Here is an 11450-nt window from a genome sequence, read left to right as displayed (position 1 = left end):
CGATGTTTCGACGTTCGACCGTCCGCTATGGCACCACGCCCGAGCCCGAGACCCCTTATCAGCGCGCGGGCCAGGCCTGGGACGAGCGTATCGGCTCGGCGCGGGTGCAGGCCAGCAACTGGCGGCTCGCCTTCTTCGGGATGCTGCTGATGAGCGGCTGCCTTGCGGCCGGCCTGGTCTGGCAATCCGCGCGCGGCACGGTCGTGCCCTGGGTCGTCCAGGTCGACAAACTGGGACAGGCCCAGGCGGTCGCCCCGGCCGTCGCCGACTATCGGCCGACCGATCCGCAGATCGCGTGGCATCTTGCGCGCTTCATCGAGCAGGTGCGTCGCATCCCCGCCGATGCCGTCGTGCTGCGCAACGACTGGCTGGACGCCTACAAGTTCGTCACCGACAAGGGCGCGCTGACGCTGAACGACTACGCTCGCACCAGCGATCCCTTCGCCAAGGTCGGCAAGACCCAGATCGCGGTCGAGGTCGCAAGCGTGGTGCGCGCCTCCGACACGAGCTTCCGCATCGCGTGGGTCGAACGCCAGTACGTCGACAATGGGCTGGCCGCCACCGAGCGCTGGAGCGCCATCCTCACCGTGGTCGTGCAGCCACCGACCGATGCCGAGCGGCTGCGCAATAACCCTCTCGGCATCTACGTCCACGCCTTCAACTGGACCAAGGAGCTTGGCTGATGCGTATCCCGTCCCTTGCCGCCCCCTTGATTGCCTCCGCCTCGCTCGCCGCCTGCTCGACGGCCTGGAAACCGCCGGAGATCAAGTACGACGACACGCCGCGCCAGGCCGTGCTGCAACCCGATCCGCCCAAGGCTGTCCAGATTGTCGAACTGCCCAAGCCACTGCCCCTGCCCGGCCAGCTGAAGCCACTTCCCGGACCGAGGGCGCCGCTCGACCCGGCCGATCCATATGTGCGCGTGGAGCAGGCTAACGGCGCTGCACGCGTGCAGCCCACGCGCGCGGGCTACATCAATGCCATGCAGGTCTATCCCTTCTCCGACGGCGCGCTCTATCAGGTCTATGCCGCCCCCGGCCAGATCACCGACATCGCGCTGGCGCCCGGCGAGCAGCTGGTCGGATCGGGGCCAGTCGCCGCCGGCGACACGGTGCGCTGGGTGATCGGCGACACCGAGAGCGGCACGGGACCGGACAAGCGCATCCATATCCTCGTCAAGCCGACGCGGGCGGACCTCGTCACCAACCTCGTCATCAACACCGACCGGCGCACCTACCATCTCGAGCTGCGCTCCACCGAGAGGACCTACATGGCCTCGGTCACCTGGGCTTATGCGCAGGACCAGCTCATCGCCTTGCGCCGCCGGAACGCTGGCGCCGAAGCGGGCACCGCCGTCGCCTCTGGCGTCGACATCAATGCGCTGAACTTCCGTTACAGGATCGAGGGCGACACGCCGCCCTGGCGTCCGCTCCGGGCATTCGACGATGGCCGCCAGGTGTTCATCGCCTTTCCGTCCGGCATCGGCCAGGGCGAGATGCCGCCGCTCTGGGTGATCGGGCCTGCCGGGGGCGCCGAGCTGGTCAATTACCGCATCCAGGGCAATCACATGATCGTCGACCGCCTGTTCGCGGCGGCGGAGCTGCGGCTTGGCGGCGAGCCGCAGAAGAAGGTCCGGATCGTGCGCACCGACGGCAGGCCGCAGTCATGACGGGTGTTTCGAATGATCCTGCGGCAGGACCGGCAGGAGAAGCGCGCCTGCAGATGCGGCTTCGCCCGGGCCGGACGCCCGTCACGCGCCTCTCGCGCAAGGTGATCATTGCCCTGGTTATGGTGCTGGCGCTGGCCATCGCGGTTGCGCTGTTCCTTGCCTTGCGCAGTGGCCGACAGACTGCAAACTCCGAACTGTACGGCATCGACAATCGCGCGACGCCGGATGGACTGTCCAACCTGCCCCGTGACTACGCCGGCCTGCCGAAGCCCGTTCCGAAGCTCGGCCCGCCCCTCCCCGGCGATCTCGGCCGCCCGATCCTCAATGCCGGCGCAGGCCCAGCGATACCCACGGCACCCGACGCAGAGAAACAGAAGGTCGCTCAGGAGCAGGAAGCGGCACGGGTCAGCCGCCTGTTCGCAAGCACAAGCCTAAAGCAAAATACTCCCGTGGCGACGGCGGCAACAAATGAGCCTGCTCCGCCGGGCGATACAGGCGCTGGCAATGTGACCTCGCAGGACCGCAAGCTCGCCTTTCTCAATGGCAACACCGATCGCCGCACGGTTAGCGGCGAACGAGTTTCCGCGCCGGCGAGCCCTTGTGTGCTGCAGGCCGGCGCCGTCATCCCCGCGGCGCTGCTGACCGGCCTGCGGTCGGATCTGCCGGGCCAGGTCACCGCGCAGGTGACGGAAGACGTCTATGACAGCCCCACTGGCAGGATTCGTCTCATTCCGCAGGGTGCCCGCCTCATCGGCCAGTATGATGCGCAGATCGCCTTCGGTCAGTCGCGCGCCCTCCTGGTCTGGAACCGGCTCATCATGCCAAACGGGCGGTCAATCGTCCTGGAGCGCCAGCCCGGCACCGATGCCGAAGGCAATGCCGGCCTCGAGGACGAGGTCGACAACCATTGGGGCACACTGTTCAAGGCGGCCATTCTGTCGACCCTGCTCAGCGTCGGCTCGGAAGTCGGCAACACCGGCACCGAGGACGAGCTGATCCAGGGCATCCGGCGCGGCGGATCGGACAGCGCCAACCAGGTTGGCCAGCGCATCGTCGGCCGCTCGCTCAATGTCCAGCCCACCATCACCATCCGGCCCGGATTCCCGGTCCGCGTGCTGGTCACGCACGATCTCGTGCTCGAACCCTATCGCGGCTGAGGAGACCATCATGTCCAAGTTGAAACTGAGCCCGATCGAGGACGACAAGCCCGTGAAGCTCACGATCGAGCTGCCGGCCGCGGTGCATCGCGACCTCGCGGTCTACGCAGAGGCGCTCGCGCAGGGAACCGGCAGGGATGCGGTAGACCCCGTGAAGCTCATCCCGCCAATGCTGTCCCGGTTCATGGCAACCGACCGTGCCTTCGCAAAGCTGCGCCGGCTGAAATCAAAACAGTCCGCGTGAGCGTGCTTCGTCGCGCAGGAAGGCAACGAAGCGACCCACCGCCGCCTCCTGCGACGTGGGCAGCCAGGCCAGCTCGACCTGCACCCAGGCATTGTCCTCGCCGATCGGCCTGTAGACCACACCGGGGAATGTCACTTCCGACTGGCTCTTCACCACCAGCGTAATGCCTAGTCCCGCACCGACAAGAGCCATGATCGACTGCTTGCTGGCGGGATGGGAGGAAAAGCGCGTGCCGACGCCCAGGAAGGAGGCATAGAACATCCGCGCCGCATGGCTGTAATCCCAGTCCTGCGTCAGCACTGTCTGCTCGCGGAGCATTTGCCAGGTAAGTAAATCGTGCCGGGCTAGAGGATGACCCTGGGCGAGGGCGGCCATCATCGGCTCGCGATAGATCGGAACCGCATTCGCTCCGCTTCGCAGCGTATGTGCTGTCACCAGAGCCGCATCCAGCGTTCGTCCGGCCAAGCCTTCATAGAGCTCATCATCATTTAACTCGTGGAGCGTCAACATCACGGCCGGGTTCTGCTCGGTCCAGGATCCCAGAAGGGACTGTAGGGGCTGGCCGACCGGCGGCATGCGGACACCGAGCCGAATCCGGCCGCTCTTGCCCGCGCCTATGCTCTTGCCTGCCTGAAGCACGTTGTCGAAGCTGTCGAGCGCGCGCCTGACCTGGACCATGACCTCACGGCCGGCCACCGTCGGGCGGATACCGAAGGCGCCGCGCTCGACGATGGTGACTCCGACCTCATCCTCCATTCGGGTCAGGCGCCGGCTGATCGTCGACGGCTTGATTCCAAGCAACTCCCCGGCACGCAAAAGATTGCCGGCTTCGATCGCGACGAGCAGATAGCGAAGATCCGTGAAATCCATCGCCCACTTTCCTCCCTGGCTGTTGCGATCGCTCCCTCCATCTGTTCACCGCCTGGCATGGCAGGAGAATCCGAGCAGGTTGCGGCGCATTGGTTTGCGCCGCCGGGGTTCGCGAAGCATCCGGCGCTATTGGGGCGAGTGTAGTGTGGCCTTTCTAGACATGCCTTTGCGCCAGCATTACATGGTTGTAAGAATTGGCGCGATTCGTCGCGTGCGCGTAGACGCCAATCGCTGCCACGTCTGCCAGGCCGTATTGAAAGGTGAGGTCGCGGAATCCGTAGATCCGACGCGTGTCGGCCGCTGCCATTGAGGCTGCGGCGGTCGACTACCTGAGGGCACTCCTCAAGTCGCCGGAGGTTGTCAGGCTACTTCATTGCCGCGCGTGTTTTGGGCGTTCTGGGGCCGAGGACGGTCAACAGGTCCAGCGCGAAAGGCCCGCGGATATTGGGCTTTTGAGGCCTCGCCCGAGCGGCAGAGACTGTTGGTTCAAGGGGCATTGGCGGAGGGAACGAACCTGAAATCCAACGTTCTCTGGGCTGCCGCCCAAGACATAGCCCCCTTGCCCGAGCGCTTCAATTGCCGGCGACCGGCTCGTCTCAGTCGCCGAATCGACCCTCCACCTTCGCCCCGAACCCGCCCGCCGCCTCGTAGGTCACCTCGACGGTCGTGTCGTTGGACAGGTTGTGTCACCCGCGTGGCGTCGTCGGTAGTGTTCTAATTTGAACTTCGGGCCTGCAGCCCCTTCGGTATCTTTAGGTATGTCGACGGCACGGATGACATCGGCCCGATACAAGGCCGCTCTCGCCGCCGCCCGCAAGGCTGCCGCCGCGGAGGATGACGCGCGCTGGCTCGCTCGGATCGAAGCACTCACCAAGCCGGCGAAGAAGACGGAACCATTTTCGGAATCGCCCGTTGCCTTGCGATGCCCACAGAAGACGCGCGCCTAAACGCCCTCCTAAGCACGTTCAAAGCCGCGGGCTGCCAATATATCGCGCAGAGCCTCGCAGAGGCAGTGAAGTCAACGCTTACAGCCGGGGACTCGACTGCGACCGAGATAGCTGCAACCGCTGCGGCCAAGGCAAATTGGGACGCCGCCGAGAAGGCACTGACCGAATATCAGGCGAGCGCCCTTTAGTTTTTTGACGTTCGGTGCTCCACCACGAGAGCCGCCCGTATCCACGCAGCGACTCATGCCCGCTCGATTGAGCGACCGCGTCCCGCTTACAAGGCGGCCTCTATTGTTGAGTCGACACGCCGGGCCCTCGACCCACGTCAATATCGTGATCACTGAAGAAATACAGCCCGAGCAAGAGAAGGGCGACACTAAGAAGGCTCCATGTCAGCCACATCGTGGCCCTCGACTGTACCATTTGGCTGGCGGCACGTGCGACACCGGCCGCGCGGCTGCCTCCCACCGATGGAATGGCCGCCGCGCTCCGCTCCGGCAGCCAGTTCACCAGACGGGCGGCGATCGTCTCCGAGTCCGAGGAGTTCCAGTCTCCTTCGGGGAGCATGGCAATCGTGACGGCGAATACCCGGGCTGCGGTTTCCCGGGGCAGATCCGCCAGTCGCGCGGCCTCCCGCCACGGGTCGAAGCCCAGCCGCGTCAACGCCGTCAGGACCGAGAGCGGCAGCCCGACTTTTTCCTGACCGACGGCGGCGAAGAGAAACGCGTTGTACTCGGAGTGACCGAGCGAATATTCCGGACGCAAAGTCATGACGCCTCCCATTCGTTGTCGTCGCGGGCGAGGATGCTCCCCCGCGACGACGAAAACGCGCTGGGCTAGAATCCCATATCACCGCCGCCCATGCCGCCACCCGGCATTCCAGGCGGCCCGTTCTTGGCCGGCACTTCGGCCACCATGGCCTCAGTCGTGATCAGCAAACCTGCGATCGACACCGCGCCCTGCAGCGCCGTGCGCACGACCTTGGTCGGATCGATGACGCCGGCCTTGATCATGTTGACGTACTCGCCCTTCTGGGCGTCGAAGCCGAAATTGACGTCCTTCTGGTCGAGCATCCGGCCGGCGACAACCGCGCCGTCGAAGCCGGCATTCTCTGCAATCTGGCGGACCGGCGCCTGCAGGGCGCGGCGAACGATCTCGATGCCGACCTGTTGGTCGTGATTGGCGCCCTTCTTGTTCTCGAGCACGCGAGTGGCATAGAGCAACGCCGCACCGCCGCCCGCGACCACGCCTTCCTCGACCGCAGCCTTGGTCGCATGCATGGCGTCCTCAACCCGGTCCTTCTTCTCCTTGACCTCAATCTCGGTGGCGCCGCCGACCTTGATGATCGCCACGCCGCCCGCCAGCTTGGCCAGCCGCTCCTGCAGCTTCTCGCGGTCGTAGTCGGAGGTCGTCTCCTCGACCTGCGCCTTGAGCTGCGTGACCCGGCTCTCGATGTCCTTTTTCTTGCCCGCGCCGTCGATGATAGTGGTGTTGTCCTTGTCGATATGGACCTTCTTGGCGGTGCCCAGCATGTCGAGCGTCACGTTCTCGAGCTTGATGCCGAGATCCTCGCTGATCTCCTTGCCGGCGGTCAGGATCGCGATGTCCTCGAGCATTGCCTTGCGGCGATCGCCGAAGCCCGGCGCTTTGACGGCCGCGACCTTGAGGCCGCCGCGCAGCTTGTTGACGACCAGGGTAGCGAGCGCCTCGCCCTCGATTTCCTCCGCGATGATGAGCAGCGGCCGGCCCGACTGGACGACCAGCTCAAGCAAGGGCAGCAACGACTGCAGCCCCGCCAGCTTTTTCTCATGAATGAGGATGTAGGGATTTTCGAGTTCGACGATCATCTTCTCCGCATTTGTGACGAAGTACGGCGAGAGGTAGCCGCGGTCGAACTGCATGCCTTCGACGACCTCGAGCTCGGTCTCCATGCTCTTGGCTTCCTCGATGGTGATCACGCCATCCTTGCCGACCTTGTCCATGGCTTTCGCAATCATGTCGCCGATCGCTTTGTCACCGTTGGCGGAGACCGTGCCAACCTGGGCGATCTCCTCACTGGTCGACACCTTCTTGGAGCGGTTCTTTAGTTCCTCGATCACCAATTCACCGGCGAGATCGATGCCGCGTTTGAGGTCCATCGGGTTCATGCCGGCGGCTACCGACTTGGCGCCCTCCCGCACGATCGCCTGGGCAAGCACGGTTGCCGTGGTGGTGCCGTCACCGGCCGTGTCCGACGTCCGCGTCGCCACCTCACGCACCATCTGGGCGCCCATGTTTTCGAACTTGTCCGAAAGCTCGATCTCCTTGGCGACGGTGACACCGTCCTTGGTGATGCGCGGCGCGCCGTAGGACTTGTCGAGCACGACATTGCGGCCCTTTGGGCCGAGCGTGACCTTCACCGAATCGGCCAGGATGTCGACGCCGCGGATCATGCGGGCGCGGGCGTCGCTGCCAAAGCGTACTTCTTTTGCTGCCATGGTTTCTATTCCCTGTCTTGAAATGCTTGGACGATGTCGACCGGCCTTACGCCACCTTCTTCTTGGCGATGGCGATACTTTGGCTTTCGATGATGCCCATGACATCCGATTCCTTCATGATGAGGAGATCCTCGCCATCGAGCTTGACCTCGGAGCCGGACCACTTGCCGAACAGGATGCGGTCGCCCTTCTTGACGTCGAGCGGCACGATTGTCCCCTTCTCGTCGCGGGCGCCCGGGCCGACAGCGACGATCTCGCCTTCCATCGGCTTTTCCTTGGCGGTGTCCGGAATGATGATGCCACCTTTGGTCTTGCCTTCTTCCTCGACGCGCTTGACCACGACACGGTCGTGAAGCGGACGGAACTTCATGTTTCTTCCTCCAAATTTTGAGATTTTTGCGTAAGCGCTTAACGCGCGCTGCAACAACTGGTCGAGAGATGGCGCGCTTTGATCAACTAACAAGCGATATCTGCTCGAAATGATCCCAGTCTTCACGTTTTTCCGGGCGGCGCGGGCGGAACCGACCCAGGTCCCCGTTCGAGTTGTGCTTACTCAGAACTCGAAACAGGCCGAGAAAGCATAGGGTTTTCGGCACCACAGTTATACCGTCATCGACGTGCTCACGCTTAAGTCCGCCCTCGGTTCCCTGCTCTAGTTCCGGGTTCGTAGTCGCCGCACACTGAAACTCGAACTCGTCGCCCTGCGCCATCAGGTGACCGTCCTGCGCCGGCAACGCCCTGGTCTGCACCATCGCTACGAGCGTCGCGCAGCTTGAGCTGTTTGCGGTAACTGAACCTGCACCGCCGTCGCGGCGCCGGATGTCGCCACGGTCCGCAATTGCCTTGCGCGGATGCCATGGCGCCCCGAACCATTACAAGGTGCTCAGATCGCAGCAGCGGTGAACGCTCTCTTCGAATAATCGAGAATCGTCGGCCGAAAGTCTTTGTCGGAAACCCGGTTCCTTGGCCGAATGGGATTTTGAGCAAGGACACCTGGCGCACCCGTGAAACGCATCCGGCGTATCCCTTCGTGAACCCGTGCCAGGTCCATGAAATCCTCCATTCCTGGAGGTCCATACGACCGGACACTTCACGAGCTACGAAAACCGGACAGATCACGAGCTAGCCACACCTGGCGCCGTCACCGTTGCCAGAGTTACCGGATTGCCGATAGGTTCACCGCTCGATGGACGGATCGGCCGGCCATCCGGGGAATGTCGGTCACCCCCCCGACGAGGCCTGCACTCCGCTAAGCTCCACCACGACTTGTATCAAATGTTCTGACGACGGACACACTCGCCATCATCGGCGATTTCCGCCATAGGGGGACCGGCCATGAACGGCATCGACTACATTGCGCAGATTCTGAAGCAGGAAGGCGTCGAGTGGATATCCTGTTTCCCCAGCAACCCGCTGATCTCGGCGGTGGCGAGGGTTGGTATCCGGCCGGTTGCGTTCCGGCACGAGCGCGGCGCGGTGATGGCGGCGGATGGCTACAGCCGCATCAGTGACCGGCAGAAATTCGGCGTCTGCGCCGTTCAGTCCCAGGCGGGCGCAGAGAACGCCATGGGCGGCATCGCCCAGGCCTTTGCCGACAATATCCCGATCCTGGTGTTTCTGGGCGGCAACAATCTCGACCGCCTGTCGGTGAAGCCGAACTTCACGGCGGCCCGGAGCTATGAGGGCTGGGTCAAGCAGGTGGAGGCGATCTATACGCCAAACCAGGTGGGCGACGTGATGCGCCGAGCCTTTCACGCCTTGCGCAACGGAACGCCCGGCCCGGTGGTCGTGGAGCTGATCGCCGATGTCTGCGCCCAGGAAGTGCCGGAAGCGGCCCGGACCTACAAATCCCCCAAAATCCACCGCCAGGTGCCTGAAGCCTCCGCTGTCGAGGAAGCCGCCGCGGCGCTGATCGGCGCGAGGCGGCCGGTTATCTGGGCCGGCCAGGGCGTGATGTTCTCCGGCGGAACGGACGCTTTACGCGAACTGGCGGAACTGATCGCCGCGCCAGTGTTCTGCACCATGCCCGGCAAGTCCGCCTTTGACGAACGCCACCCTCTGGCGCTGGGCGCCGGCAGCGGCACGACCACCGGTCCGGCCAACGAATGGCTCACCGGCAGCGACGTGATGCTGGCGCTGGGTACCAGCCTGACCCGCTCGCCCTATGCCCAGAAGATCACGCCGGGCAAGATCATCATCCACAACACCAATAACCCCGACGAGCTGAACAAGGACGAGGCTGCCGACATCGGCCTGGTCGGCGATACGAAGCTCACCATCCAGGCTCTGATCGCGTGCATCAAGGCGCAGACCGGCGGCAAGGGCGTCGGCGATCGCTCCCGGACCCAGGCCGAGGTCGCTGCGGCGAAGGCGGAATGGATGGCCAAGTGGACGCCGGCGCTGACCGACGATTCGGAACCGATCAGCTACTACCGCGTCATCCAGGCGCTGAACGATACGCTGGACCCCGAAAACAGCATTGTCACCCATGACGCTGGTGCGCCGCGCGACACCATCGTGCCGTTCTACACGGCGACAACGCCGCACAGCTATGTCGGCTGGGGCAAAACCACCCATTTGGGTTTCGGCATCCCGCTCATCATCGGTGCGAAGATGGCGCAGCCGGGCAAGTTCTGCATGAACCTGATGGGCGACGGCGCCTTCGGTATGTCCGGCACGGATATCGAGACCGCGGCCCGCTCCGGTGCGGCGATCACCACGGTGTTGCTTAACAACAGCGCGATGGCGACCTATTCCGGCCCGACCCAGGGCACCATCGGCAAGGAAGCGCGCGAAGAGTACGGCGTCTCCACCATGCAAGGCGACTACGCCCAGATCGCCGAGGGCATGGGCGCGGTCGGCCTGCGGGTGACCAAGGCGGCGGAGCTCGGCCCGGCCTTGCGGCAAGCGCGGAAGCTGAACGCCGAAGGCCGGACCGTACTGATCGACGTGAAGGCCAATGTGGAGGACCGGCGGTCGCGGTTCTGAGCAAAACCGGCGTGTCAGTCGTCGAATGCTTTGCCGGGGGGACGTCCCGTTCTTAGCTGAAACTCGCTGACCGGGCGTGGCTGGGTTGGGACGTTGTGCTCCGGCGCTCTTCCGTTCAAGCACTTGTGCGTACTCAAAACTCCAAAAGGCCGAGAAAGCATAGAGTTTTTGGCGCCGCAGTCATACCGTCATCGGCATGCTCACCGCTTCTGTCCGCCTTCGGTTAACTTCTCTCAGTCACTGCCCGCGACCAGGACGATACCTACAATTCGACGAAGAGATTACGTTACTCCAGATCGTCCGACATTCCTGTCGCCCGTCTCAACTCAATGCGACGCAACGGACGGCGCGCGACGGAGGCCCTCGCCATGTGATCGCTTGCCGGATCGGCGCAGCGCCGCACGGCGGCGACGGCCTGGCCACCGAGGCCGGCGCGAAGGTCGATTGCGGCCTCGCCGTCGAATTCTCCGGCAGCGCCCGGCCGCTCGCTCATGAGATCGAAGCGCAACAGCATCGTTCGGCCCGCCTGCATCGCCTCGACGAGACGCTTGGACAGGACCGAAGTTTGCTGGTGCCGCGCGTCGGCGAGAATCACGCGGTCATCGGCAAAGAGAATATCGATAGGGAAGACCTGCCCGTCGATGGCGATCTCCGCCCGCGCCGTCTCCTTCAGGCGATGCGGCGACGCACCATTCGTCAGCAACGGCCCCAGCGTCGACAGATAGACCTGAAGCTGCAGGCCACGCTCAGTGCCGGCCTCCTCGCAGACCAGCGCCACAACGTCGATGTTGAGGTTGCTGGTAGTCGGTTCAGCAAAGGCATAGCTCGGCGCGCTTACCCCCTCCTCAAGGCGCCAGCCGCCCGCTGGCGCCGCCGCGCCGGTACCAGCAAGGACGGCCGACAGCGCCAGTGCCGTCAGGCCGAGTCGTCCGAGGCTAAAGAGGGTGCGCATGACCATGTCCTCTCCACGTGGGAGGCAATTTAGACCGTTGCGAGGAAGGCTCCATGATTTGGATCAAGCGGACGCCAAACGTCAGAAATTGTCAGTCGAGCTTTACGCCCGACGCCATCAGCGCCGGCTGTCCTTGCTCGAGATTC

At 64.1% G+C, this 11450-nt stretch carries 11 protein-coding genes; 5 read left to right on the top strand and 6 right to left on the bottom strand.

Annotation, left to right across the window (positions count from 1 at the left end; all coding sequences use genetic code 11):
- Positions 1-2 precede the first annotated feature (2 nt).
- Genes trbF through ACQY8M_RS18195 form a run of 4 tightly spaced genes read left to right on the top strand, consistent with a single transcriptional unit; the run spans position 3 to position 3070 of the window.
- The gene (trbF, locus tag ACQY8M_RS18210; RefSeq protein WP_428675390.1) at positions 3-683 is read left to right on the top strand and encodes a conjugal transfer protein TrbF; all 681 of its coding nucleotides are present in this window, start codon (positions 3-5) and stop codon (positions 681-683) included.
- Positions 683-1669, top strand: coding sequence for a P-type conjugative transfer protein TrbG (trbG, locus tag ACQY8M_RS18205; protein ID WP_428674746.1), 987 nt, complete (start codon positions 683-685; stop codon positions 1667-1669). The genes trbF and trbG overlap by 1 nt, the downstream gene beginning before the upstream one ends.
- Positions 1666-2826, top strand: a complete 1161-nt coding sequence (locus tag ACQY8M_RS18200) for a TrbI/VirB10 family protein (RefSeq protein WP_428674744.1) — start codon at positions 1666-1668, stop codon at positions 2824-2826. Before trbG ends, ACQY8M_RS18200 begins: the two co-directional genes overlap by 4 nt.
- A 10-nt stretch (positions 2827-2836) precedes the next feature.
- Positions 2837-3070, top strand: coding sequence for a DUF2274 domain-containing protein (locus tag ACQY8M_RS18195; RefSeq protein ID WP_428674742.1), 234 nt, complete (start codon positions 2837-2839; stop codon positions 3068-3070).
- Here the strand turns inward: ACQY8M_RS18195 and ACQY8M_RS18190 are convergent.
- The 5 genes from ACQY8M_RS18190 to ACQY8M_RS18170 form a co-directional block, all read right to left on the bottom strand.
- Complete coding sequence (locus tag ACQY8M_RS18190) at positions 3053-3940, bottom strand: LysR family transcriptional regulator (RefSeq protein WP_428674740.1); 888 nt, start codon at positions 3938-3940, stop codon at positions 3053-3055. The two genes, ACQY8M_RS18195 and ACQY8M_RS18190, sit on opposite strands and share 18 nt — an antisense overlap.
- A 1235-nt stretch (positions 3941-5175) precedes the next feature.
- Positions 5176-5658: a hypothetical protein gene (locus ACQY8M_RS18185; protein ID WP_428674738.1), complete on the bottom strand. Its 483-nt coding sequence runs from the start codon at positions 5656-5658 to the stop codon at positions 5176-5178.
- Between the two features lie 65 nt (positions 5659-5723).
- The gene (gene groL / locus ACQY8M_RS18180; protein ID WP_428674736.1) at positions 5724-7364 is read right to left on the bottom strand and encodes a chaperonin GroEL; all 1641 of its coding nucleotides are present in this window, start codon (positions 7362-7364) and stop codon (positions 5724-5726) included.
- A 46-nt stretch (positions 7365-7410) separates the two neighbouring features.
- On the bottom strand, positions 7411-7734 hold the full coding sequence (groES, locus tag ACQY8M_RS18175; protein WP_428674734.1) for a co-chaperone GroES: 324 nt from the start codon (positions 7732-7734) through the stop codon (positions 7411-7413).
- A gap of 82 nt (positions 7735-7816) precedes the next feature.
- Entirely contained in the window at positions 7817-8116 is a 300-nt protein-coding gene (locus ACQY8M_RS18170; protein WP_428674732.1) for a hypothetical protein, read from the bottom strand.
- Positions 8117-8699: 583 nt separating this feature from the next.
- Here ACQY8M_RS18170 and ACQY8M_RS18165 point away from each other — a divergent pair.
- Positions 8700-10352, top strand: a complete 1653-nt coding sequence (locus ACQY8M_RS18165) for a thiamine pyrophosphate-requiring protein (protein WP_428674730.1) — start codon at positions 8700-8702, stop codon at positions 10350-10352.
- Positions 10353-10638: 286 nt separating this feature from the next.
- Here ACQY8M_RS18165 and ACQY8M_RS18160 read toward each other — a convergent pair whose 3' ends face one another.
- Positions 10639-11310, bottom strand: a complete 672-nt coding sequence (locus ACQY8M_RS18160) for a hypothetical protein (RefSeq protein WP_428674728.1) — start codon at positions 11308-11310, stop codon at positions 10639-10641.
- Between the last annotated feature and the right edge of the window lie 140 nt (positions 11311-11450).

Origin of the sequence: Reyranella sp. (genome assembly GCF_965279465.1) — a bacterium.
In the GTDB taxonomy this organism is placed as follows: Bacteria; Pseudomonadota; Alphaproteobacteria; order Reyranellales; family Reyranellaceae; genus Reyranella.
The sequence above is the reverse complement of the archived record's forward strand: the minus strand, read 5'-3'. Positions and strand labels throughout refer to the sequence as shown.

Bases quoted from the DNA above. Each gene is read 5' to 3' on its own strand.
- trbF (WP_428675390.1), top strand. From the start codon at position 3: ATGTTTCGACGTTCGACCGTCCGCTATGGCACCACGCCCGAGCCCGAG.
- trbG (WP_428674746.1), top strand. From the start codon at position 683: ATGCGTATCCCGTCCCTTGCCGCCCCCTTGATTGCCTCCGCCTCGCTC.
- ACQY8M_RS18200 (WP_428674744.1), top strand. From the start codon at position 1,666: ATGACGGGTGTTTCGAATGATCCTGCGGCAGGACCGGCAGGAGAAGCG.
- ACQY8M_RS18195 (WP_428674742.1), top strand. From the start codon at position 2,837: ATGTCCAAGTTGAAACTGAGCCCGATCGAGGACGACAAGCCCGTGAAG.
- ACQY8M_RS18190 (WP_428674740.1), bottom strand. From the start codon at position 3,940: ATGGATTTCACGGATCTTCGCTATCTGCTCGTCGCGATCGAAGCCGGC.
- ACQY8M_RS18185 (WP_428674738.1), bottom strand. From the start codon at position 5,658: ATGACTTTGCGTCCGGAATATTCGCTCGGTCACTCCGAGTACAACGCG.
- groL (WP_428674736.1), bottom strand. From the start codon at position 7,364: ATGGCAGCAAAAGAAGTACGCTTTGGCAGCGACGCCCGCGCCCGCATG.
- groES (WP_428674734.1), bottom strand. From the start codon at position 7,734: ATGAAGTTCCGTCCGCTTCACGACCGTGTCGTGGTCAAGCGCGTCGAG.
- ACQY8M_RS18170 (WP_428674732.1), bottom strand. From the start codon at position 8,116: ATGGTGCAGACCAGGGCGTTGCCGGCGCAGGACGGTCACCTGATGGCG.
- ACQY8M_RS18165 (WP_428674730.1), top strand. From the start codon at position 8,700: ATGAACGGCATCGACTACATTGCGCAGATTCTGAAGCAGGAAGGCGTC.
- ACQY8M_RS18160 (WP_428674728.1), bottom strand. From the start codon at position 11,310: ATGGTCATGCGCACCCTCTTTAGCCTCGGACGACTCGGCCTGACGGCA.